At 53.4% G+C, this 25,585-nt stretch carries 18 protein-coding genes; 7 read left to right on the top strand and 11 right to left on the bottom strand.

Features of this window, described 5'->3' with window-relative positions; genetic code table 11:
• Positions 1–36 precede the first annotated feature (36 nt).
• Both BUA28_RS12945 and BUA28_RS15630 read left to right on the top strand, forming a co-directional pair.
• Complete coding sequence (locus BUA28_RS12945) at positions 37–492, top strand: CHRD domain-containing protein (RefSeq protein WP_072768533.1); 456 nt, start codon at positions 37–39, stop codon at positions 490–492.
• Between the two features lie 81 nt (positions 493–573).
• A complete protein-coding gene (locus tag BUA28_RS15630) occupies positions 574–810 on the top strand; it encodes a hypothetical protein (protein ID WP_143148523.1) in 237 nt (78 codons plus the stop codon).
• A gap of 112 nt (positions 811–922) precedes the next feature.
• Here BUA28_RS15630 and BUA28_RS12950 read toward each other — a convergent pair whose 3' ends face one another.
• From BUA28_RS12950 to BUA28_RS12960, 3 genes are all read right to left on the bottom strand, one after another.
• Positions 923–2,224 carry a c-type cytochrome gene (locus BUA28_RS12950; protein WP_072768534.1) on the bottom strand — a complete coding sequence of 434 codons (1,302 nt, stop codon included), beginning with the start codon at positions 2,222–2,224 and terminating at the stop codon, positions 923–925.
• Positions 2,221–2,949, bottom strand: coding sequence for a c-type cytochrome (locus BUA28_RS12955; RefSeq protein WP_072768535.1), 729 nt, complete (start codon positions 2,947–2,949; stop codon positions 2,221–2,223). The genes BUA28_RS12950 and BUA28_RS12955 overlap by 4 nt, the downstream gene beginning before the upstream one ends.
• A gap of 492 nt (positions 2,950–3,441) precedes the next feature.
• Positions 3,442–3,828 (bottom strand): winged helix-turn-helix transcriptional regulator, encoded by a 387-nt coding sequence (locus tag BUA28_RS12960; RefSeq protein ID WP_256598321.1) that lies wholly within the window; start codon positions 3,826–3,828, stop codon positions 3,442–3,444.
• 115 nt (positions 3,829–3,943) lie between these two features.
• Here BUA28_RS12960 and gshA point away from each other — a divergent pair, with 115 nt between their 5' ends.
• From gshA to BUA28_RS12990, 5 genes are all read left to right on the top strand, one after another.
• Entirely contained in the window at positions 3,944–5,590 is a 1,647-nt protein-coding gene (gshA, locus tag BUA28_RS12965) for a glutamate--cysteine ligase (protein ID WP_072768536.1), read from the top strand.
• A 470-nt stretch (positions 5,591–6,060) separates the two neighbouring features.
• Complete coding sequence (locus tag BUA28_RS12975; protein WP_072768538.1) at positions 6,061–6,771, top strand: glutathione S-transferase family protein; 711 nt, start codon at positions 6,061–6,063, stop codon at positions 6,769–6,771.
• Between the two features lie 267 nt (positions 6,772–7,038).
• Positions 7,039–8,487, top strand: coding sequence for a hypothetical protein (locus BUA28_RS12980; protein ID WP_072768539.1), 1,449 nt, complete (start codon positions 7,039–7,041; stop codon positions 8,485–8,487).
• A gap of 73 nt (positions 8,488–8,560) precedes the next feature.
• Positions 8,561–10,084, top strand: a complete 1,524-nt coding sequence (locus BUA28_RS12985; RefSeq protein WP_072768540.1) for a RimK family protein — start codon at positions 8,561–8,563, stop codon at positions 10,082–10,084.
• A gap of 532 nt (positions 10,085–10,616) precedes the next feature.
• Entirely contained in the window at positions 10,617–11,276 is a 660-nt protein-coding gene (locus tag BUA28_RS12990; protein ID WP_178298048.1) for a PEP-CTERM sorting domain-containing protein, read from the top strand.
• Between the two features lie 42 nt (positions 11,277–11,318).
• Here BUA28_RS12990 and BUA28_RS12995 read toward each other — a convergent pair whose 3' ends face one another.
• From BUA28_RS12995 to BUA28_RS13035, 8 genes are all read right to left on the bottom strand, one after another.
• Complete coding sequence (locus BUA28_RS12995) at positions 11,319–12,428, bottom strand: glutathione S-transferase family protein (protein WP_305887644.1); 1,110 nt, start codon at positions 12,426–12,428, stop codon at positions 11,319–11,321.
• A gap of 313 nt (positions 12,429–12,741) precedes the next feature.
• Positions 12,742–13,971, bottom strand: a complete 1,230-nt coding sequence (locus BUA28_RS13000; RefSeq protein WP_072768543.1) for an MFS transporter — start codon at positions 13,969–13,971, stop codon at positions 12,742–12,744.
• Between the two features lie 267 nt (positions 13,972–14,238).
• Positions 14,239–15,609, bottom strand: a complete 1,371-nt coding sequence (pelG, locus tag BUA28_RS13005; protein WP_072768544.1) for an exopolysaccharide Pel transporter PelG — start codon at positions 15,607–15,609, stop codon at positions 14,239–14,241.
• A gap of 390 nt (positions 15,610–15,999) precedes the next feature.
• Positions 16,000–17,586: a GT4 family glycosyltransferase PelF gene (pelF, locus tag BUA28_RS13015; protein ID WP_083570019.1), complete on the bottom strand. Its 1,587-nt coding sequence runs from the start codon at positions 17,584–17,586 to the stop codon at positions 16,000–16,002.
• Positions 17,583–18,677: a protein PelE gene (locus BUA28_RS13020; protein WP_072768546.1), complete on the bottom strand. Its 1,095-nt coding sequence runs from the start codon at positions 18,675–18,677 to the stop codon at positions 17,583–17,585. The genes pelF and BUA28_RS13020 overlap by 4 nt, the downstream gene beginning before the upstream one ends.
• Entirely contained in the window at positions 18,677–19,948 is a 1,272-nt protein-coding gene (locus tag BUA28_RS13025) for a protein PelD (protein ID WP_072768547.1), read from the bottom strand. Before BUA28_RS13025 ends, BUA28_RS13020 begins: the two co-directional genes overlap by 1 nt.
• Complete coding sequence (locus tag BUA28_RS13030; RefSeq protein WP_072768548.1) at positions 19,945–22,662, bottom strand: tetratricopeptide repeat protein; 2,718 nt, start codon at positions 22,660–22,662, stop codon at positions 19,945–19,947. The genes BUA28_RS13025 and BUA28_RS13030 overlap by 4 nt, the downstream gene beginning before the upstream one ends.
• Positions 22,652–25,414 (bottom strand): endo alpha-1,4 polygalactosaminidase, encoded by a 2,763-nt coding sequence (locus BUA28_RS13035; RefSeq protein ID WP_256598322.1) that lies wholly within the window; start codon positions 25,412–25,414, stop codon positions 22,652–22,654. The genes BUA28_RS13030 and BUA28_RS13035 overlap by 11 nt, the downstream gene beginning before the upstream one ends.
• Between the last annotated feature and the right edge of the window lie 171 nt (positions 25,415–25,585).

Below are 25,585 nucleotides of genomic sequence, written 5' to 3' on the forward strand. Positions count from 1 at the left end.
CACAATCCATAATTAATCATCTTAAAGGAGGCACCCATGAACATAGTTCTTCGTACGCGATCCACCCTGGCCATTGTTGCGTTAATAGCCGGCACACTGGCTGGGGGCGCAGGATTCGCGACCGCTGGCGAAATCAAGGTCAATCTGAGCGGCGATCAGGAAGTACCCCCTGTGCAGACCTCCGCATCCGGCAGCGGCACGATAACGGTCGATGACGACAGATCTGTCAAAGGCACGATAACTACCTCCGATTTAAAGGGAACGGGTGCGCATATTCATGAGGGAGCGGTTGGCAAAAATGGGCCGGACATCATCACGCTCAAGAAGAGTTCCGATAACGAATGGTCCGTTCCCGGTGATGCAAAGTTGACTGACGCCCAATACGATGCCTACAAGGCAGGAAATCTCTATGTTAACGTTCATAGCGACGCGAACAAGAGCGGAGAGATACGCGGGCAATTAAAACGTGATCTGGGCGCCGGCTCCCGTTAAATGACTCGCGATTACTGATTACTGAATTGCCCTGTCAGCAGGCGGGGTAATCATTGAGATATGTCCAGAGAGTGCCTCACCATGACAAAATACTTTCAGACCGGGTCGTATAGAACCGGTCGGCCCCATGGGCATGAGCCGTATCCCGGCAAACCAGTACAGGATCCCCCTCGCCCCATCGATCCCGACAAACCACGGGAAGATCCCCAACCCTTCGACCCGGACAAGCCGGTGGATCCCCGCCCGTATGATCCCGATCCAACGCCGGGAGATCCAATCATCGATCCAGCGGACGAGCCTCTACTCCAAGCAGGATGAACAGTATTCAGGGCGTTGCCCGGCAGCACTGCGCGAGCAATATCGGAGGCGTCCGGTTCTTTCCTCAGCAAGACTGAGAGCACAATCGCGGCGCCCCAAGCAAATCCGGGCGTCATTTCAGTGTTATGCCCTCCCGGCTCTTGTCGACTTGAGCTGTCGTGACCAGGCTGGCATGGTTACCCCATGCGTTGCGGATATACGACAATACCAGCGCAACCTCACCATCATGCAGGGTCTGGGCGAATGGCGGCATGCCGTAAGGGCGTGGGTTACCCATGGTGGCTGGAGGATAGCCGCCATTGAGAACGCTGCGAATCGCGTTGATCGGGGGCGTCATTGTGACACTCCGGCTGCCCGCCAGAGGCGGATAAACACCTGGAGCGCCCTGACCGGACGCGCCGTGGCAATCCTGGCAGTGCTTCTCATAAATCGCGGCGCCTTGCCGAAACCAGGCCTGGACCTGTTCTGTCATGGCTGGACCTTTAATCAGGGAAAGTGAATTGCTCTCGGGTAATGACTGCAGATAGATGGCCATTGCACGTGCATCCTCTTTTGTCAGATGCTGGAGGCTTTCCATGACAACCTGCGCCATGGGACCCGATGTGGTCGCTTGCGGTGAAACACCTGTCGTGAGCAACTGGACGATTTCATCGATTCGCCAATGGGCAAAACCTGCTTCCAGGCCTGAGGTAAGGGACGGTGCATACCAGTTTGAACCCATAATCTGCCCGCCTCCCAGCGCGTCATCCCCGGCTGTCGCGCCCAGCGGATTGCGCTCCGCATGGCAGGCGTTGCAATGGCCGAGCCCCTGCACCAGATAGGCGCCCCGATTCCACTCGGCGCTTTTTCCCGGCTCGGGCTGATAGACGCCGGGCTTGAAGTATACGGCGCGCCAGACACTCAACAATAATTGATAATCGTAGGGAAACTTGATCTGGCTCGGCGCATTGCGTTGCGCAACGGGAGCAAGCGTCTGCAGATGGGCGAAGATCGAATCAGAGTCCTCGCGCGTGATTTTTGTATATTCGGTATAAGGAAATGCGGGGTATAAAGGCCGTCCATCGCGTGACTTCCCCTCGTGCAGCGCTTTCCAGAAATCTTCTTCGCTCCAGCGGCCGATCCCGGTTTCCTTATCCGGGGTGATATTGGTCGTGATGAAGGTGCCGAAGGGTGTGGAAAGACTACGCCCCCCTGCGTAAGCCGGCCCACTCTGGGCCGTATGGCATCCCATGCAATTACCTGCGCGCGCAAGGTAGGCTCCGCGGCTCAGCGATTGCTCGGTGAATATCGTCTTCCGGGTATTTGCTGCTTTTCCTGGAGGGGACGCACCGATCAGGGTAAACGACGTACCCATAACAGCGAGACCCGCCAGACCGGCGAGTAGGGCTATCACGACAGCGATCCTGCGTTTCATTGGACGGTAGCGCTTTGAACGATGCTGCCGCAACGCCGTGCCATTTCAACCGGAAGCGTGCCAGCCGGCCCACTATTCTCCGGTATGGGCTGGGCGGCCAGCCATGCCGCAACTGCGTTCGTCTCTTCGGTAGTAAGCTGCTTTGCGATTTCCGACATGCAATCCGCAGTCTGACCGCGTATCAGTCCTCCATTTCGCCAGGCACCGAACTGGGCGATCATGTAAATGCGCGGAAGACCCAGCAAGCCCGGAATAAATGGCGCCGTACCCATCAGTTCGTTACCATGGCATTGAATGCAAGCCGGAATCTGTCGTGCGGGGTCTCCCTGATTGATAAGCTGCCGGGCGAGCTTGATTTGGGCCGATGACGCAGCCATGCGCTCGGGTGGCGGGAAAGGCTGTTTAAGCCCCGAAAAGTAGGCGGCCATTTCCAGCAGATACTGGTCCGTCATATTTGCAAGCAGCAGGGTCATGGGCTGGTAATAACGCAGTCCATCCCGGAAACTGCGCAACTGGTTAAAAAGATATCCTTTTGGCTTGCCTGCGATACGTGGATAGTACGCGTCTCGCCCTACCTTGTCTTCGAGGCCGTGGCAGGCAACGCAGGGCTTAACCCGCTCCGCCATGGTGTCGGGCACCTCAACCGGCGCAGCGGCGGAAACTGCCTCTACCGCATTGGCGAGCCCGGCAGAAAATAACAACGTCGCTAAAATAAGTCGTCTCATGGACCGCTGTTTGCTGATCTATAGGATTTCACTGATGAGACTGTGGCAGCCTGCCAAAGTTGCTAGAGTTGATAAGGGCGGAGGCGGAGGCTGAAGCTCACCCTCTTAGGAAATGCGGGCAGGCTCAGGCTTATCCTGTCGCTGCCCGAGACATTTCTCTCATTGGAACTTCCACACGAACGGATAATCAGCCAAAACCTGGCCTGCTACCGGCGCTTGCTCCAGCAAGTTTTAGAGGGATTAAATCCCGACTACTGTGTTTGTCGGATAGCAGGGGATAGGCAGGTCAGGCATAATAACTTTGGAGTATTTAATAATAACACTTTACCAGTTCGAGCCTGACTTGGCTCATTCGAATCCTGATCATTTTGTTGAAGCAGAAACCTGTCTGGAATGGCAGAGTGTGTCATCAAAACAACGCTGCCATTGCTTGTGTTGAAATGCAAGCCATCAATGATGAGGAGCAACAACAGGGCTCAAGCCCGGCGGCTGCTAGCGTGGCTCAACTGCGGGAAATATTTGAGTGCCGGGATGATGTTGCTGGCTCCATGAGATGATGGCTGCCAGTACAGGCCTCAGACTTTCGCCCTTCTCGGTCAGGGAATACTCGTAACGTACCGGCTTCTGCTGATAGGCTCGCCGCGTAATAAGGCCTGTGGCTTCCAATTTTTTCAACCTGTCGGCAAGGATATTTGAAGCGATTTTTTCGGCTGACGATATCAATTCCAGATAACGGCTCTTGCCTAAAATCAAATCCCGGACAATAAGCAGCGTCCATTTATCACCAAAAATATCCAGCGCATGGGTAATGGGGCAGCATGACCTTTCGAAGGCAACTTTTCCTTCCGCCATCTTGTCATCTTTCATAACTTGCTTCATAACTTGCCTGCAGGAAAAATTGGTGAGTTAATAATAGTATAGTTACTTGCACTTTGCAATACAGTAAGATAAGCTTCGTGGACTTGCTTATTGCAAGTAATATCGGAGGATAAAAATGTCAAAACCGTTATCTCATAGCCAGCGCCAGGCACCTATCCACGAATCTCTTCAGCCGCTATTAATTGGTGGACTGAAAGGCATCGAAAAGGAAAGCCTCCGAATTGACCGGAAGGGATTCATATCACTGTCTCCTCATCCGATTGAGCTAGGAGCCGCATTGACCCATCCGCACATAACAACGGATTATTCCGAGGCTTTGCTTGAGTTGATCACACCAGCATTATCGGATGGAAAGGAAACGTTGAATTTTTTGACGGACTTGCATAAATACGTCTGTGCAAATATTAATGACGAATTATTGCTGGCAGCAAGTATGCCTGTCGGTGCTTTACGGGACTCGGCAATTCCTATCGCCAGATATGGCTCCTCCAATGTAGGAATGATGAAGCACATATATCGCCGCGGTTTAGGTTACCGCTATGGCCGTTGCATGCAGGTAATCGCCGGGATCCATTTTAATTACTCGCTTCCTGAACAATTCTGGCCGGAATACCAGCAGTTCAAGAAGCATACGGGTGACCTGCAATCATTCGTCACCAATGCTTATATGGAAATGATCAGAAACCTGCAGCGCTATGGCTGGCTCATCCTTTACCTGTTTGGCTCTTCACCTGCGGTCAGTAAAAGTTTCGTCGATAGCCGTAACTCTGCTTGTTCCCATACTTTGGAGAAATTTGACGATACCTCATATTACAAACCTTTTGCAACTTCACTGAGGATGAGTGAGATTGGATATGTAAATCCGGTTCAGGCAATGTTTCATATTTCCTTTAATAGCCTTGATGAATATATAAGGGATTTGGCCAGCGCGACAACGAAATCCTATCTGGATTACGAAAAAATCGGCATAAAGGCAGGTGATCAATATCAGCAATTAAACACTAATTTTCTACAAATCGAGAACGAATATTACACCTCGGTACGGCCGAAACAGCCTACAAGGCCCAATGAGAGACCGCTCAAGGCCCTGAGAAGCAGAGGGATCGAATATATCGAAATCCGATCACTTGATATTGATATTTTTGAACCTGCGGGAATCTCGATCGAAACGACACGGTTTCTTGAAGCGCTTAGCCTGTATTGTTTATTTCGCGGAAACTTGGGCCATGACTTGAAGCAGTATGAGGAGGTTAATAATAATGCGTTATCCGTTGCCAACCAGGGAAGAGATCCCACGCTGAAGCTATCCGACAAAGGACAGGCAGTCTCCCTGCAAGAATGGGGGTTGAAGTTGTGCGAGGAAATGCAGGAGATTTGCGAGGTTCTGGATAAAGGGAATGACAATAAACCCTATACACAGGCATTACACAAACAGTGGGAAGTTGTTTGTCACTCCGAGCTGACTTCTTCAGCAAGAATGCTGTTGGCAATGCGGGACCAGAAGCTTTCGATTACTGAACTGGTGTTGCAAAAATCGGATGAATACGCACGTTATTTTCGGAATACACCACTTGAGACCTCGGTAAAGAAAAGCTTTGATGCCCAAGTCGAAGCGTCGCTGAAGCAACAGGAACGGTTGGATACAATGGCCGAGATCCCGTTCGATAAGTACTTGAGTAATTATTTTTCTGAAGACGCCACCGCTAATGAAACGTGTTTGAAAGAATCTAAAAAAAACCTGGTCCTGGATTGGAACACCTGATAGACGAATTGCGGGTAGTCAAAGAAGCGAAGCAAGAACCAAAACGACGCGAGGCACGTGCTGAAGCCGCGGTTGCAAGAAGGCGGAGATAGTTATTCCAGGCATTTTCAGGAGTTTCCCAATCATCCCCTCGTTCGAAATAGTGCCCCGTGAAATCCTACTTCTTATGACCCTGGCAATCGAGGTCAAGCAGATACACAAGCGTTGCGACAATGATCCGCCAGTGGTTTTGCTTTCCTGCTACAAGTCGGGATCGGGCTATCGGTCTATCGAATTATGGGATTGGCTGAGCGATAGCGCGGCCGATCAAAAGCTGCATTTCCTTGCAGTGTGTAGTCGTGTCTCATAGCTGCCCGCAGAGAAAATTATACGTGAGTAAAATAAGCAATAGTGACTTGCAGTTCGCAATACATTAGGATAAGCTTTCGTTACTGGTTCATTGCAAGTTGAAACGACGCTTTGGAGCGCTGATGGTAATACTTTATCAATTGGAACGTACGTGGGGCATTCCGAATCTCAGCCATTTCTGCTGCAAAACAGAAACTTATTTAAGAATGGCGGACATTAAATATGCTGTTAAAGCGACGCTCCCGTTGTTTGCGCCGAAAGGTAAAGTGCCTTACATCGAAGATGGAGATCTCAAATTAGCGGACTCGCGCTTTATCGTACGACACCTTAAAACCCGATATAAAGATCTGGATGAGGACTTAACCCCGGCAGAATCGGCACTGTCGCTGGCAATGCAGCGGTTGCTTGAAGAGCATCTGTTCTGGGCCACAATGTATTCGAGATGGCAGTATACGGATGCAAATTGGCAAGTGAATAAGAAAGCGATTTTTAGTGTTCTGCCCCCTGTTATTCGCGATGTGGCGGCAATCTATTATCGTCGCAGGATTCAGCGCCAGATTTTGGGGCATGGAACGGGGCGGCATAACGCCGAGGAGGTTTTCGAACTCGGTATGCAGGATATTGATGCGCTGTCAGCATGCCTCGGGGGGAAAAAATATTTCCTGGGAGATAAGCCGACCAGCCTGGATGCGAGTGCCTTCGGATTTCTCATCAATACGTTCGGCTGCCCGATCGAGTCGCCACTAAAGGAACATGGCTTGACGAAGGACAACTTGAGAAATTATATCGAGCGAATCAAGCTGCAATATTATTCCGACCTGGGGGCTGCTTAGTATTATGTAGCTCTACCGCTGAAGGATAAATCTCATAATGTTTATAAAGCCTTGCCGGTGAGTCTTGCGGGAGCTTTCACTCGGAACAAACATACAAAATATTTGCCCAAATATCAGCCAGGCCGCCCATCGCCAACTCAGCCGTTGATGACCTTCCCGACTCGATTTCATTTCCAACTCGCATAAGCCGGGCCTTGCGCCTGCGGATAAACGTTATTCTGCTAGACTGAATCATGAATAACACGATTCCTGTAGACGGAGGCGTAAATGTTCGGCTCAAATATACTGGAAGTGGCAATCGGTATCATTTTCGTCTACTTGCTCCTGAGCCTCATATGCACGGCCCTTAATGAGGGAATCGCGTCGCTCATTGACAAGCGGGGAAGAAACCTCATGGGGGGAATTAAAAATCTTCTCAATGATCCGCAGTTCACCGGGTTGGCGCAGCAAGTCTACAACCACGGACTGATAGGCGGCATCTCGCAGTATGCTTCCAATCCGAACAAAATAACCCGCTTGCCCTCCTATATGTCGGGGCAGAACTTCTCGCTGGCTTTGCTCGATATTCTTGGCGCACGCGGGATTATCGCGGGTAAGTATGGCGATCTTCTGGCTATCGCAGAAAACGCGGACGACGCGTACGGAAAAGCCGTCGAAGCAGCAGCCGCAACGCCGGCTAATCCTCAGTTCGCCGAAGCCGTCAATCAGGCAAAGGCGGCTCAGGAACGAGCCCGGGCAGCCTTGGAGGCTATTGCGGACGAGGCAAAGGCGGCATACGACAAAGCCATCCAATCCGCCACCAGCGCTCCAACAGACGCAGATCTTGCCCATCTTGCAACACAGGCAAGGAATAACGTTGAAACCATAAACGCTGCAATTAAAATGCTCGATGCGCGCCGCGCCGCGATTGCATCCGCAAAAAATCCCAAGAAGGCCAAGCTGCTTCTGACAGCTGGCACGACTCTGAAAGAGGCGCTTGCCTTCGCCCGTACTTTCGCCGCCCAGTCTCCCGATCCATTGGGCAATATTCAGGAAGGGCTGAAAAGGCTGCCCGAAGGTGACACAAAAGAAACGCTTCTTGTCCTTATAGACAAAACGCGGCGCGAAGTCGCTGCTGTCGAGCACCAGGCGGAAGCATTCCGGAGAAATCTCGAAGGCTGGTTCAACAATGCCATGGAAAGGGTTGGCGGCTGGTACAAGCGCTGGACCCAGCGCGTGCTGCTTTTTTTGGCGACCGCGGTAGTTGTTATTTCCAATGCCGATACGGTCATGCTCATTCAACGGCTTTCAAAGGATAATGCTTTGCGCGCGTCGCTGGTCGCTGCGGCAGAGGATGCCGTAAAGGCCCAGCCTGCCTTGGAGTTGCCTGCTCCCCCTATGGAAGGGGCAGCATCTCAGCCCGCGCAATCGCCCCCAATCGAAGCAAAAAATAACACTCCGGGTTTGCAAGCGGTTCTTAAAACGGCAGAGAGCATCAGGTTGCCGGTAGGATGGTCATTTAACCCCAGCGACGCCGGACATTTTCGAAACCCCGAGCTGTCGTGGGATTACGCAGGCTGGGCGTTTTACAAGCTGTTCGGCCTGCTGGTTTCCATACTTGCCGTATCGATGGGGGCCCCCTTCTGGTTTGATACATTAAGCAAATTCGTCAATTTGCGCAGCGCCGGTACTCCACCTGGCGAAACCAGCAAAAGTGCACGTCAGCCTACCCTGTAAATTTCAGGAAATATGATTTTCGGAGTATTACGTGATGCGATGCAAAACAGCATCGGGAGATCAGAGACTTTCCATGTCCATACTCATTGTCGTCGAGGAACCCGATGCCTGGCCTCTCGAGATTCCAGGTGTAACGATCATATCGGCGCGAACATATTTGACTGATCCAGGGTTCGCCATAAACCATGGCGCCGGCCAAACCCACCATTCCCTGAATCGCTCCGCCAGGGTTTTCAACCTTTGCAAATCCTACCATTACCAGGGCTCGGGCTATTATGTTTCGCTGCTCGCAGAGGCCCGTGGGCATAAACCGCTGCCCAAGGTCGGCGCAATCGAGGATTTGCAATCCCAGAATCTGATACGCCACCTTACCGAGGATCTGAGCGCCTTGATTCAGCGTTTGCTTGCACCGCTGGCAATGAACGACTTCGAACTCCACATCTATTTCGGCCGCACCACAGATAGTCGCTATAACAGACTCAGCCATCAGCTTTTCAATCTGTTACAGGTGCCGCTCCTGTCCGCCCGCTTCGAACGCCATCGCAACCAATGGAGCTTGCGCAGCATACGGGCGATCGACGCAAGCGATATTCCCGCCTGCCACCAGGAGCTTGCGGTGCTTGCAGCAACTGAGTACTTCAAGGTCAAGGGCCGCAGGCTATGGCAGAAGAAACACATTTCCCGCTTCGATCTCGCAATCCTTCACGATCCGGGTAATCCTGAACCTCCTTCCAATGCAAAAGCTTTGCACAAATTCAGGGATGCGGCAGAGGAATTGAGCATGCGCGTAAAATTTATTACCCGCGCCGATATCGGCCGGTTGCCTCAATTCGACGCGCTGTTCATCCGCGATACAACCTTTGTCAATCACTATACTTATTACTTCTCGAGACTGGCATTTGCGGAAAGGCTGGTGGTGATAGACGATCCCGAATCCATCCTCAAGTGCAACAATAAGGTCTATCTGGCTGAACTCCTCGCTCGGCACAATATACCCACCCCCAAAACGTTGTTGGCGCACCGGGACAACATCGCCCGAATCATCCCTGAGCTCGGTCTCCCCTGCATACTGAAGCAGCCGGACAGTTCATTCTCGCGCGGGGTGGTAAAAATCGAAACAGAAGCCGAACTGCTGCCCCGGATAACCGAGCTGCTGGCCAAATCGGTACTCGTTATTGCCCAGGAATGGCTGCCTACCGCATTCGACTGGCGAGTCGGCATACTCGACCGGAAACCATTATTCGTTGCCAAATATTACTTCCCCCCCGGACACTGGCAGGTCATCAAGCGCGATGTGCAGAAACGCAAAATGAGCGAAGGTTCCACTCAAGCCATCCCGCTGGGCGAAACACCACCAGAAGTAGTCGGAATTGCACTCAAATCGGCCAACCTCATTGGTGATGGCTTCTATGGCGTGGATATCAAGCAATCCGGTAACCGCTGCTACGTGATCGAAGTCAACGACAATCCCAATGTGGATGCCGGCAACGAAGACGGCGTGCTCAAGGATGTACTTTACCGGGAAGTGATGGGCGTTTTTCTGAAGCGTATCGAAGCCCGGGAACGAGACCATAAAAGCGCCAGTAGCGAAACCTGACGATAATTTTTAAGGTTTTCCTGGCGCTGGCCGCGTAGCCTTCAATATAGAGAATATCGTTATAAATGCTACTTCCTGCTCGTTGATTGTCATCATTCAGATTAGCCACAATTCAAGCACTAGCAACGCTTTAAGCCACGCGGAGATAGCTGGATTGCCAACGGGTCCTCGGATGCGAAGCCGGGAGGGTTCTTTTTACTGTCCAGCTACAGAATGCGCCATAATGTAAAATAAAATTTTCTGGCGTAGCGAATATTATTAATATTAAACAGGTATTCCTTATTCCACATAATCGTTTGTTTAGTTGAACACACATCCATAGAAGAATCTCATGCAACCCCGACGAAACTATTCGCTTACCAAACGGATTTTTGGATTGGGGCTAGCTAGCCTCGTCAGCCTGAGCCATGCAGCGCCGCTTATCGTATTACCGGCGGGCGAGATCACCCGCTTAAGCTATGCTGGCCAGGAGTTCTTCGACGACAAAAACGGAAACCACCTGCCCGATAGGGGAGACGTATTTAAAGGCATAGTGAATATCACCCGAATTCACGGTGTTGCAAGCGGAGCGGACTTTTCAAGCCAGCTGGCAGACAACGAACTGACAGGTCGCTTTCAATTTTCCATAATCGATCAGTCGAGCGATTTTGGCCACCTTGAATTTGGCTTGTTACCAGGAGACTTTTTTAATTTTTATGTGGGACAGGGATCGACCAAGAACTTCGATCCTTCCTCGTCGAATGCCTATGATCGAGCTTCAGATGGTCAATTTTGGCTCGGACTACAGCCGGGAGGGGTTTTTGAAAGCGTAAACGACAGGCAACCGAACGGATCCACCCTCAACCGGGCATGGGCCGACATTACGGCAAACAACACCGGCTATTTCCTTCGTAGTGATTTGCTTCGCACTATTCTTGGTAAAGATGCTCAGCACAGAGTAGGAAACCAATTCCATGGCGATCATTCCACGCAGGCGATTTTTGATAATCAAGTTGCTGGGCCCTCATCGTTCCCTTCCCAGTTCACCTTCAATATCTTTGGCGAATTCGATGTTTTCGCGGTGCCTGAGCCTCCTACGCCGCTCCTCATTCTGCTTGGCATGACGATCGGATTGAGTTTTCGAAGATGCCGAAATATGTCGAGACGATTACAGGATCGAATTACGCCGCTTAATGCGGCAGGAAGCTCTTAAGAAAATTGGGTTGCCGGATCAGGTGGCGCTAATCAGATCTGCTCAACTCTGATCAGAGTCAGGTAGCCGCGCTCGATCGTGAGGTTGATAAAAGTCCAGGATCGGACCTGCCGGAACAATACCGTTGGGATTGATAGTTGGATGGCTGCGGTAATAGTGTGCCTTGATGTGCTGCATGTTCACCGTCTCTGCAATGTTGGGCCACTGGTATAGCTCGCGGGTGAAACCCCAAAGATTCGGGTACTCCGTCAGACGCCTGAGATTACATTTAAAGTGGCCATGGTAGACCGAATCGAAGCGAACCAGCGTGGTGAAAAGCCGCCAGTCGGCTTCGGTGACATGCCCGCCCACAAGATAGCGCTGACGTGAGAGACGCTGATCGAGGTCGTCCAGGCGTTGAAATAAAACCGCGACTGCATTCTCGTAGACCTGCTGATCGGTGGCAAAACCTGCCTTATAAACTCCATTGTTGACGTCGTGATAGACGCGGTCGTTAATCTCGTCGATTTGGGGCAGCAGCGCATCCGGCACAAAATTTTCTCCCGTGGCGCCGATGCCATCAAAGGCAGTATTCAGCATGCGGATAATCTCGCCTGATTCGTTGTTGACGATCGTGTTCCGCTGCAAATCCCACAGCACCGGCACCGTCACCCTGCCGCTATATTCCGGAGCGGCGCGCAGGTAGACTTCATAAAGATAGCGCGCCTTGCCAACAGGATCAGGCACCACGCCGGGAGCCTGATCGAACGTCCAGCCGTGGTCGCCCATGTAGGGATTGACCACGGAGACGCTTATCATGTCGCCCAAACCTTTCAGCGCGCGAAAAATCAGTGTGCGATGTGCCCATGGGCAGGCCAGGGAAATATAGAGGTGGTAGCGGCCCGCCTCGGCGGGAAATCCACCCTCACCGCTCTGCCCGGGACTGCCATCGCGTGTGATCCAGTTGTGAAACTGGGCATTCGTACGGACGAAGCTGCCGCCCGTCGATTTTGTGTCGTACCATTCGTCTACCCATTTGCCTTTGACGAGCAAACCCATCTTTACCTCCTCTATCTCGCCGATTTGATGTCTAGCAGTGTAACGTAAGTCAGGATGGTTACGAAGGGCTGGAAGATCAGCCAGAGACAAGTGTTGCAGTACGTCGGTGTCCACTCAAATGGGATCAACGGTGGTTACTGCCCAGCAAGCTGGCTGAGAGTTCGATGGCCCAGATGATCGAGTGAACGGATTAACCAGCACTTCTATTAGAAATAATTCTAATAGAAGTGGTTGGATAAATTTTGATAGCACAACGATACAAAGGTATCAATATCGTGAAGTAGGTCGGGCTACGCCCGACGCTAATTTACGATCGTCGGGCGTAGCCCGACCTACTTCAGGCAACAGCCGCAATGTCTGATTCTATTGCGTTGACGGGTAAGATGGTTTCAACTTGATCTCCAGCGGAGGTGCAAAAAAAGCTGGCTCACATGGCCTCATCTGCCCAATCGACAAGCAACGCGCCAACTCCGCATGCGGCGCCGATAAGGCAAACCACTATCCATCCGCCCCAAGCCCAGGCGATTCCCGCAGCGGCCGCGCCGGCCGCCCCGCCGAGGAAGAAAAGACCTACGAAAAGGCCGTTGAGCCGACCGAGTGCCTCCGGATGGAGAAGATTGATGACTCGACGGCCAAGGTTGTGGTCACCGACGACGCCGATATCGAGCAAAATCGCACCCGCACCCATGAGAAGAAGGGACAAGAGCGGCGTCGCAACATGCGACGATCCCGCCCATCCCGCAAGCGCGAAGGCCACCACTACTAGTAGATGGGATGCGATTGTCCCCGATCGCGTCCAGCCGAGATCGCCCGCTCGCCCGACAAACGGCGTCACCGCTGCGCCGGTTGCGCCGACGAGTGCGAACAAAGCGATTTCACGTTGGTCGAGTTCAAACGGCAGTTGCATCAACTTGAGTGCGACAGCAGTCCAGAATAGGCTAAATGCGGCCATGGTCAAGCTCGCCGTGAACGCTCGCCGTCGCAGCACAGGCTCCGCGCGCAATAGATGCCAAAGCGAGGCGATTAAAAACGGATAAGTCGAGCGCGCCACTGGCCGGCGTTCGGGCAGCCTCCCAGCGAGCGTGAACGCGAGCGTCGCCAGGGCGAATGCGCTCACGCCGTAAAAAGCGCGCCATCCAAAGTTAGCGGTGATGATGCTCGCAAGTGGCCTCGACAGTACAATGCCGAGCATTAGGCCGCCCATGATGTCCCCGATGACGCGGCCGCGCTGCTCTGGCGACACCATGGAGGCAGCGACCGGGACCAGGATGTGGATAGCAGAACACGCGGCCCCAAGAATGAAAAGAATCGCCAGCAGCAACGCCGCGCTTGGAGCGAAGGCAGCGGCGATAGCACTTATCGCCGCGCATCCGATCATCCTGACGATCAGCTTGCGATTTTCCAGGAGATCGGCCAGCGGAACCAGAAGGAAGAGACCAAAGGCGTAGCCGAGCAAGGTCGCCATAGAGACGAGCCCGCCGCTTGCTTCAGCGAGGCCAAGCGATGGGCCGATCAGGCCGATTAAGGTCTGCGGAGCGTAGAGATTGGTAACGACGACCCCTACGGACGTCGCGAAGAGCGCTGTGAGGGGCCCGGTAAGCGGTATTTCTCCCTTGGTCGAGGGATCGGTGGGAGTCTCGCGCGGCGTTACGGACATGATGGATTTTATTCTAATTGGAGTCCACCGATTTACCAGAAGCAGGTCTGGCACAGTTCGCCGCTGCGTGTTGAATGAACGTGATCAGGCGCATAATATCGGTACAGTTGGGGAAAGCTTCAATCGATTTTCGGCTCCGCCACGGATTCCCGGCTGTAATCGAAATCAAATCTCTCCTTCCACACCACCTGCGCGATTTTAACTTCAAAAAAGCGTTTCCCGCCAATTGACGGCTTCCTGTTCAATCCTTTGCCGGTGGTAATCGCGTTAATTCTGCAACATGAACGTTTCGTATTCCAGGCGGTTGAATTTGTGCGAGAGGATAAAGAGGCTGAGAAACGCGGATAACGTTACCGAGGCGGCAAATCCATAACCGAAGGTTTCCGCGCCCAGGTGCAATGTGGCAAAGGTGAACAGCAGGTTCGTGATAAAGAAACATGCAGTAATGATCAGCACCTCTCGGCGAGCATCCAGATAGAACAGCACGTTGAGTATCGCCATCAACAGCACCTGTACACTGACTGCAACGACGTCGATATAGAACAAATGTATATATAGCGGGGAAATACCTACTGCGTGCAGCAGCTCCCTGCCCCATAACAGGCACAGCATGACCGTCAGGCCCTGTACTTTGAAGATCTCGTAGATTCCCTGCCGGGCGGCGTACACCATCTGGTCCCGTCTATATTCAATATGCATAAGCGTATCGCCTTCCCGGACTGCGCGGTAAAAACGCTCATGCTGTTGCGCGAAATCAGCCTCCATGCTTACCAGAAATACGGCCATGCCGGGCAAAATGAACAGATAGGCCAGAAAAATCGGAAGATCGTAAATGATGGAAGCGCGCAAAGGGCCAATGACTGCCTCGGAAGTATGCGGCACAAACCAGAATATGAACTTATCCACCCAGACGGCCAGATAATAAAGGGTACCGACAGCAAATAAACTATAGAAACTCCTGCGTTGGTTGAGAAAATCAAACTTGAGCAGCGAGTTCCCGGGATATTCGCGGACAATATGGCGCAGAAATGAAAACAGCAGGTAGGCGTGCCCGGTCAGCACGCCCAGCAATAGCCCATTCAGTTCCCAAGGCGACGCCACAAGCGCTACCGCGATGCCAAGTAAATAACCTTTTCCCAATGTCCGGACTATGCGGCGATAGGCCTTCATTCCCGACAGAAAAATAAGGGTGATCCAGGCGCCGCTCAGCACGACAAAATTGCTCAGCAATAACAAGTTCTGGAAAAATGGTCCGGTAAAAAACCAGAAAATGGCAGGCGCGGCCCATAGGAAACCGACCCCCATGGTAATCGTAAGGACGCCAAACAAGTTGGGTAACACCTCTGCCTGGGCGCTCGCATAAGCCCGATCCGCAACAAAGCGCGTAAACATCAACTGCATGCCCCCGGTCCAGATTAATGAAGTTGCCATAAGGTAGGTTACGCAGATCTGGAAGGCATTAACTTCCCGCTGGGCGACCCCCAGCGCGACGGCAAGAATGCCGATCATCATGATGCTCAGAATAGATATTACCCACGGACCGCCGCTAACCAGACCCGCGTAGCCGTATGCGCGCAATACCGACCAATAGCTGTCGCGCTCGAGCATTTTGCGAATCTCAAAACCTATACCGCCCATATTCAACCTAAATCCAATAGTTGGACGAGGGGAAGTGTACGGTTTTTGGGGTGCAGGGCAAGGCTCAATGACGCGGAATGCGACCGCGCAGAGCGGAGCAGTGCCTTCCGCAGGAAGGTGCGACCCCGAAGCGGGATGCGGGTGCCCCCTTGCGTGTGGAACGCGATCGCGGCATCCCCTGCGCTGCCCGATCCCCGCTGCGCGGAGCCCCTCGGGCGACGCTTCGGGGCGCCATTCCATTCCAAGAAGTTGCAACGCAGCCATGTGCAAAAACTGTGCAATTCACCCCGTAGTGCCATCACCCGGGAGGTGGCCGTCAAATAATATGAAATATTATTATTAATCATAACGCTGATCTATCAAATGAGCGGTGAACTACCGGATTCAGGTTCAAGCCACTTTCACGGGTTGTTTAGCTGAATCCGGCACCGAATCCAATGCTTTCGCATAAAGATTCCGATAGGATGAGAACATTAACTTGTCGTCATAGTAGCGCTTCACTCGCTCAAGCCCAGCCTGTTGTGCCGCGTGCCATCGCGCGGTGTTATTGAGCAGTTCAAGCGCCGCTTTCGCCGTTCCCTCGGGGTCGGCGATGAAAACCACGCTTCCCGCCGCGCCGAGAGCGCGGTCTTCCTGGCTGTTTCCCTCGATAAGTTCGCGGCATGAGCCTACATCGGTGGCGACACACGGAACACCACTGGCAAACGCCTCCAGTACGACCAGGGGCAACGCTTCGCTGATTGAGGTCAATACCATCAGACCCAGCTGCGGAAGAATTTCAAGCACGTTTTGAAAGCCCATGAATTTGACATGATTTTGCAGCCCGAGGCTTGATGCCAGTTCTTTGCACTCATTCACATAGGACGGGTCTTCATCTTCCGGGCCGGCAATCCATCCTTCCGCATCGGGCCGTTCATTGACCAGCATGCGTAACGTCCGAATGAAGGTCTTGATGTCCTTGATGGGCACCACCCGCCCGATCAATCCCAGCACCGGCGGAATTTTTTCAGGGCGTTTTTCAAACGCGACCCGATAGCGCTGCAGATCGATCCCGTTAGTAATGACAAGCGTTTTTTCCGCCGCCGCCCCATCCGCGATCTGCCTCAGGCGATTGCCCTCGTACAGGCTGACAATGGGCGATGCTTGCGCGTAGGCCATGCGGCCGATCTGTTCATAAAATCTTATCCAGAGGCCACGGATATATCCCATTTCATCATGCAGGGTATTACATACATCGTCATTGTGATCCTGGATCCATGTGGCTTGCGCCAGATCGATCTTCCGCTCCTTCGTATAGATACCGTGCTCCGTCAGCACGAAGGGAATATTGCGGCGCAGGCGAATCATCGCGCCCAGCAATCCCGCATACCCTGTCGAGATGGCGTGTACAGCGCGTACGGGTGGCAGCCCGGCGGCAATATCCGCCAGCACGAACAGAGGCGCGTGCATGGCGCGTATCGCCCAGAAATAGGCAACAAACGAGGGCTCCGTGCAACGCTCGCGGTACTGGCGGGTGATGTAATCCCATGAAGCTTCGCTATAGAGAAAATCTTCGTGGCTGATGCCACCGGCGGAACCCAGGCGAGAAAACGCTTTTGTCATTTTCTCGCCGGGCATTGTCAACGACTGGCGCATGTGCGCATGCAGCTCATCCATTTCCGAGAAAGCCGTGCGGTCGCCTTTGCATGCAATCGGTTTAAGCCGCTTATCCTGGTGCAGCAAATAATGTGTTTCCACGTGCGTTACATTCGGCGGGAATTGATACTGCGCGGGGCCATACATTTTCCTTTCGCCGCCGATAAAAATAACGGCAAATTTGATTTCCGGCAAACCGGCGATGATCTGGTGTACCCATGAGGATACGCCGCCCCGAACGTATGGGTAGGTCCCTTCCAGCAACAGGGCAATATCGGCCACCGGACCTGCCGCCGAACCTGCTACCGTCCCCGCTGCCTTGGCTCGAACGATGTCATTCATTTGTTCCACCACGCCCTTACCAAAGCCAGTTCGTGCCCTCTCTCGCCGGGCCGCGTCAGTGCCGATAAATAAACCTTCACTTCCGGGAATCTTCGCTCACTGAAGGCTATTTCGGCAAGCCATGGCAGAATTTTCTGCTCATCCGTTCCCCCGGCTCGTGCGTTGGCAAATGCCTCTCCAGCGAGCGCGAGATCACCTGATTCCAGCAAAATCCGCCCGTACAACAGCCAGCTATCCGCATCGGACATAACGGATGCGCCTGCTTTATCCGCCACATCCGGTACAGTTGACCCACCAGCCGATGATTCATCGCCTGCGGAGGCGAGTACAGCTTCCGCAAGTACAGTTTCCATATGGCGTCGCGCGGTTTGCAGCCAATGCTGCTTCACGGCCCCTTGTACCAGACGGTGATATACCAGTTCCCAACACAAAGCAGCAATCGCTTTATGGCAGGCATTGCGCATGCGCACCGGAACGTCCGGCAGTCCTTCGGTCAGGGCCAAAATATGGTTGGTCAGATTTTTTTCGCTACTGTCTCTCATGGCGTAAGCCAGCAGTCGCACATCATCGACGGGATCGCACGTTGCCTTCGACCAGATTGTCATGGCTTCGCGCGGCGCCATATGCCGCGTCGCCATCACCGCCTTCAGCCGCTTCAACGGTCGCCCGGCAAAATGCACAATCTGACGCAACGCACCCTGGCTGTAGGGCGGTGTCGGGAAAATGACAGGTGGCGAAAACGGCAGCTCAGGCAAGGCAATAATCTTTACATTGTGGGAAGAACGGCTGCGCGGGCGTTGTAAAGCGCTGGTGATGCTCCACAGTATGCCAAGCGCACCGAGGACCGGTAAAATCCATATAAAGGCAACCAGAAAACTCAGGCTTCTTCTCGCGGGCAACTTGTAACGGCGCGGCAGCAATTGCCAGAAGCCCCGGGCAAGAAAATAGGATGAAACAGAGTGGGATAACACCGCCGCCAGCACTATCCAGTTCGCCGCCCAGGCCGCTATCCAATCGCTGGCACTCAACCAGAGCAGTAAGCCGGCCAGTACCTCGGCTGCCACTCCCCATTGTATGGACGTCCGATACATCAGTGCGGCTCCAAAGAACGAATCGTTCGCGGATCGATATCGTTGATGGCTATCAGCTCGCTCGTTACTCTTCCAAGAATATCATCCACCCGCTGCATCCATGCTTGCGCGTTCGCGGTATCGGTCAAGGGGAGCAGAAGCCAGATGACCGGCTTTTCCTCATCTTTAGCCATACACATCAGGTCGACAGCGCGGACCGAAGACCGCAGTTGCCCATAAACGTTCAGGACATCGCCGGGAGCGCCCGACAACCTCAGGAGCGTTGCATCGAGCTTGAATCTTAAAAAATCCTGATGCACACGCTCAAACGAAGCAATAAAGCGTCCGGTAGAAGAATCGGCTGTGCCAAAACGAAGGTGGTCGACGCCATGCGCCACAAGCACCGCAATAAGTCTTAAGTTATTTTCTTGAAAAGCAAAGAACGGCATGGATCTAACCACCAGCATTGCATGAATTTCGCCGGTCGAGTCAGCCAGAGGAATAGCGGCCAACAACTGGTTTTGCTCCATGGCGTATTCGCTTATAAGGTTTACCGCCGCCAGCTCGCCGCTTTCGAGCGCGCTTGTCACCACGGGGTCATCGTCGCTTATCGAAAAATTTTCACCGATACACGCTAGAATTCTGCCCGTATCGATCCGGTCGGCCGCTATCCCCACTATGCATGCTTGCGTCAGCGCACCATATTCTGCTATGAACTCGATAAGCCGCTGTAACGAAGATGCATTCAGCCCATCAATACCATCGAGCGTCGATTGCAAGTTCATGATGCCTTCACGCAATGAAGATCCACTATTAGCGACAGTTTGCTCCAGGCGGTCGTGCGACAGGCGTAACAGTTGATAACTGCGCGTAAATTCCTCCAGGCGTTCCGCGCGATATTGGTAGGCGCCTTCCAGCCGGTGTAACCGGCGTCCCCACATATCGCGAAACTCTCCCGCCACCATCGCCACGACAACAACGCCGATTGCCCATGGCAGTGGAAAACCGGTCGCAATTTGCCATTGCTGATTGATAGCCACCCCTAATATTGCCAATATAAGCAAAGCACTGACAAAACCATAGACGAATCCATACCGTAACCCAGCCAGCAAAGGAGCGAGGAGCGGCCACGGAAACCCGCCATTCAGCCGGAAAGGATCATGCTGCTGAGTAATGAATGATGCCGCGATCACAATCGCGGTCAGTACAAACGTCTCGAACCAACCGCCCCAGACCGACACGGGCGTATTGACATCGATGACTTCAATACCTTCCAGCCAAGGTTTTTTCATGGCTTGGCAGGCTCCTTATCTGGCCGGGGTGTCATTTGCAATTCACGGATTTTCGCGAGGGTTTCACGACATACCTCCAATTCTGTATTTAAAGAGCTTTGATTAGGCGCTGCTTCTCCAGCGAGCCATCGATTGGCCCGGTCAACGTCATCTATGGACAACGGCAATATTTTCGGGGAAGAAGGCGCCCCGGGCCGCTGCTCCAGATGAGTGGAAATTGCGGATAACTGTGCGGAAACAGCCGGATGATCTTTATTTTTTACCGTACCGGCGAATGCTTCCCATGCTGGCGTTTGAAGGCGCTCGCGCTGACGCCGCAGCGCAAAATAACGCGCGTTGTCCAGCGCCTTTGTAAAACCCCAACGCTCGCGCATCGATTGCCATTTTTCCAGGTTATCCGCATCCCCGGACTGCGTCAGCGGATCTTTCAGTCCACGAAAGTAATCTGCCAGGCGCGGAGGATATTCCACTTCGGTTTGGGCGAAACGCTGTGAAGCAAACATTTGCAAGGCGCTGAAGCGGACCTGGTTTGCGTTGGCGAGGCAGTCTGACCATTCCATATTATCGGCTAATGTCAATGTCCACAAAAAATCCCGAGGCCTCGTCTCTAACGATCTCAAATACCGCGCCGCTGCCTGGACGGGTTTACCCAGAGTGTGCTCTGCCGCTGCCAGGGCTTCGGTCAAGGGCGGGTTTACCACCGATTGATTCCCGGATGGGTTACGGTACGGTTGAACGACAACCTCAAGCAATGCCTGATCGATATTTTTGTCGGACAATAGCAGCCAGATCATTGCCTCCGTAACTTCAGGGTCAGGACCTCGCAGTCGCAAGAGCTCCCGCAACGCCTGGCGCGCTGCGTCTCGCCCTCCGCTTGCCATTTTCCGCATGGATCGGAAATACCAGTAATCTGGCGCTTGCGCTATCGAAGGCAGTGGTTCGGCCAGCGAGAGCCATTGATCGAGCTCTTCCAGATTTTTTCGCTTCCATGAAAAACGCATGAGTCGCTGCAAATCTTCTATACGCCGCAGCCGATCCCATCCATAACGTGCAAGTTGCTCACCTTTTTTATCGTCGCGATGACGTGCCGCCAGACGTTGCAGGTGTTCGAGTATATTCACATCGTTTGGCCGAAGCGCCAGCGCCTTTTCGTAAGCTTTGCTTGCGTAGGTATCCTGGCCCAACTGCGTAGAGACTCTAGCCAGCAATAACCAGTACTCTTCAGCATACGCAGGGTCAGGGGACTTGATTCCACGAAGCAGTAGCTCGAAGCTTTTCTGCGTTTCCCCCGCTTCTTCATATACCCGAGCCAGCGCCAATTGTTGCTGTCCATTTCGCGTATCGGGCATTTCCTCATACACCTTGAGCGCCGCGCGAGGCTTACCCTGGAGAATCAATAAATCCGCCAATGCTTTCATTGTTGGCGGAGGATTATCAAAGCGCTCTGCATGCCGCCGCAATTGCTGTTCCACATGTGAAGGCTGGGCAATGCTGAGACCAGCCTTGACGTAAGCCTCTGCTTCGGCAGTGGCAAGCCTGCGGCGCAGCATGATGGCCTCGAGCAATTTTACCAGCGTGTCGTAATCCGGTTTCGCCTGCGCAAGTGCAAATGCTCGCGTCTCCGCCTCGTTATCGGCCTTATGAAGCGCGAAAGACAACCATAGAGCCAGCGCGTCGTCGGATTGCCCATTCCAGTCATAAATATGGGCAAGCAAACGGTGGCGATCGCTGCCGACGACGAGGGATGACCGCAACATAGCCGCGCGGGAGAGACTTTCGTCCAACAGACCCATCGAAATTTGCAATCGTATAACACGTTCGGCTAGCACGCGGTCTCCCGGCGATAATTCGCTCGATTTTTTCAGCCAGGTCAACGCATGTTCGCGATCTGCAAGCGGTTCGGCGATATTGGCGCCCAGCAATAAAAGCTCCGCATCGCCCTTGACACTGTCAGGGCTGGAAGCACCGCCGTTCAGGACTTGCACCGCGGCCTTCAAAGCCTCACGATCGATGCCCGCCTGAAGATAGGCGCGCAAGCAGGATTTCGCAATTTCCTTTTTCTTCGCCGGCATTTGTTCAATCACAAACGCTTTGCACAGATCGCGTGCGGCCAACCTGGGCTGATTTGCTGCTATGCGCTGCTTTGCGGCAAAAACAAGCCAACGCGCTTTCCTTTCGCCAGATTCATTTCGACGGACATGCAATTGCTCGAAAATTTCCGCCAATACTGAGGGCTCGCCAAACTGCTCCGCCAAGACAACCACTTGGTTCAGTTCGGCTTCATTATGCGAAATGCGTAATAGTGAAGGGATGAGTTCAGCAATGCGGGTCCGCAACGACGCTTCGACATCCTTGGCGGGATGCCGGTAAAGCTGCTGCAGCGAGAGTTTCAGCTCCGCCATGCGAATTTCATAGGTCAGCTTCGATTCCGGAGCGCGTCGCAAAGGATCGATAGCAAGGACAGCCTCGTCAGTCATGCCCGCCTCTGTCAGCACCTGAACGAACGACAAGCGCAATGGAGCGTTCTCGGGGTCCGACTGGACAAGAACGCGAAGGTAAGCGACTGACAAGGCGTCTTTTGCCGATAGATTGGCTGGGTCCCTGAACGCAGGCTGCCGGGGAAACAAAACCCAGAAAGCAATCAGCAATACCGCGCTCAGGAACATTAGCGCGGGTGCATTTAGCAAGGATTCTCGCTGCGTTTCAACACTCAAGCTGAAATTCCCCGGATGCGTTGTCCGCGGATACCACATATAAGGAATGCGAGCCCTCACGACGCGGGGTCAATGGCTTGCCACCCATGCTCAATGCGCACGATATCGGCACACTGACAGCCAACTCTCCGCGTGCTTCAAACAATAGCGTAGCTGAACCATCGGAATTGACATGCCAGGATTTCAGCGGCGCACCGGCCTCTATCAACCGCAAGGCTGAATTTGCATCTCGCTTGCTGCGCCTCTGGCTGAGGACGGCATAATTGCGTGCCAGATAAATATAACGGTCCGCATTTCGTTCCGAATACCCGACAATATCGGCCGATATTTCCGGTTTCATTTCCGAGGCAGGTACTCGTACCGTCCTGAGCGCGTCTCCAAACAGCATCCAATCACCTTCAAGATCGCGCGCAATGCTCGCTGTTTGAAAAGCGCTCACGCGCTGAACGTATTCGTCGACCCAGATGCCAAGCACATTCTCTTTACGCTGCTCATCGGCCAACTGATCCAGAAGCTCCGCTCCCCGCGCGTGCAACAGCGCATCAGCATTGATCGATATGGATGAAACACGCAACCGCCGTCCCACATCGAGAACATCGAGCTGCCGGTTCCAATCGCTGACCCTACCGAAATTGAGCGCTTCCCCATACCAGAGTTGCGCAAACAACGGCTCGGCAGTCAATGGCGTCAACACTTGCGTGCCCCATTCGGTCGGACGCAGCGCCGGGGAAAGATCGGCGAAAGATAACGATCCGCTCTGCCAGCGCAGGCCGCCTCCACCATAATTGGGCAGGCTTTCTTTTTTGGCCGCTGCCAAAGCTGCTGGTCCTGGCTTGCCATCGCCAGACCAGATAAGCAACAGCGGCGAACTGGGCGCAATCGATTGCAGGAACGGGATGGTTCCCGCGGTTTCGCGCGTTATATCCGCCGCATAACCTTCCATAAACACGCTATAGCGGTAAGGCTGCTGATCGGCATCCGTCTTCCCCTCGAACACGCCCCAATAAAAAGGGTGGCTGTATGTGTGGCTCGCCAATCGAACCTGCGGCATCGCAGCCAACTGCCGCAATTTGCTACGCTGATCTTCGCTGCTCACTTCTGCTTCTATTACACCCAGCGTTATCGGCGCGCTGTTTTTTTCGATCCATGCTCGAAGCCGGCCGATTGCTTCAACGCCATACTCGTCTTTAGCAAACAGACGGTCGCCGCGCACTTCGATAATACCGAGGCGGCGTCCGTTTTCTGTCGTCATATCGAACACTGGCTGCATCGGCAGACGCAATGCAGCCTGAAAAAAAGAAAAAGGGTCCAGCAGCCATTCACGGCGGCCCGATGCGTTTTCGCTTAAAATGTGAGGGTGTAACGCATACCCTCCCCACGTGCCGACGGAGACCGGATGAAATAGCTGGTCCCCATCGCTCAATGTCAACCACGCCTGGTTGCGCTCGCGAACACGAACGCCAGGCGTACCGCTTCCCACTACCGGCGCCGTACTCGGCCGGCCCAGACGCTCGTTGACGTCGCCAAGCTTGAGCATGCTGGTGGTGGGTTGCAGTTCTCCCTGATAGTCGATCAGATCGCGGCAGGCGATCCCTGCCGGCAAATTACCCATGAATACCACCGGCAAGCCGGCGTCAACTTCTGTTTTCAACCGCGCGCATACGTTCTCATAGCGGCCCGTACCGTCCGCGCTGTCTTCGCCCAGCCATGCGATGACCCCGGCATAACGGCCTACGAGGGGTTCGATAGGCAAAGGAAGTTGATCGACATACCAATAGTCCATCGCAAGGCCAAGATATTCCAGCGGCATGGCTGCATGCTTGAATAGCTCATGATCCATCTGTTGCGCGGGCGTGCCGTTAATGACTGCGAGTAATTTGCGCGGAGCCAGGCGCAGGCGGCCCTGCCCCAGCCAAGTCAGGTCGCCATTGGCGACCCACGGCATGAATCCGAGCTTGACAATCTGACGCGCTGTTTTTTCGGCTTCAACCCAGTTGCCCGGTTCGACGTAATCGAGCACGGTAATCGGTACTTTAAATTCGTTTTGCGCACGCTTGAGCTGGTTGAGAAGCCATTCCCGATTTTCTTCCTTGGTGGGTGCATGCTTGCCCGTCACAGGATCAAAGCCGTGAAAAAGAGATTCGGCTACCATGCCATCCGCGTATTGGCTGGCGCGGTCCAGCACTTCAAAACCCCGATTGAGGATCAGCTTGCAGCCAGGAAAGCGGCGCTTTACCTCTGCAAGCAATGCAACCAGTCCTTTTTCCTGTTCCTCGCGCTGCTTGCCTTCACTGGTCACAATCAGATAGCTGTCGACGGTATCGAGGAAAAACGCGCGGTACCCATCCTGCCATAGGCGGCCAAAATGGTGCTCCAGCAAATATTCGTGCCAAGCGGGATCGTTCATGTTCATCACCAGGCTATTCCATGCCGGGTTGACGCCGATCGACCATTTCGTTTTGATGCGCCCCATGTCCTCGCTATTGCGTGCAATCTCACCGAATGAAACATAAGCAAATATCAGTGAATTCAGATTCAGCAATGCTGTTTTCTCGTGCGGCAAAATCTGGCTTGGTTGTATGACGATCTGGTCAAAATGGCGCAAATCCTCCACCGGCGGCCGACTGCCATAATAAAAAGCAATGTCGCGCTGCTCGAGCACATCAGCGAATACCGCAGATGTCATTAACAGAAACGGCAGCAAAAACTGCCAGATGCAGAAACGGAAAGATAACATTTCGCTGTTGAGCATTTAAGTCCCTTTGCTAGCGTTAGGGGAACAAGTAAAAACGAAACAGAGCTGATCTGTTCCACCTGCTAGCAGCTTTGATGCTGGCTGAGCCTTGACAACACTGGGTTCGGTGAGGCGGTTAGCAAAACTTGTTGAGATATCCTTGCAGATCTGGATACCCTTTGCTGGATG

Source organism: Nitrosospira sp. Nsp11, assembly GCF_900142705.1.
Classification (GTDB): domain Bacteria; phylum Pseudomonadota; class Gammaproteobacteria; order Burkholderiales; family Nitrosomonadaceae; genus Nitrosospira.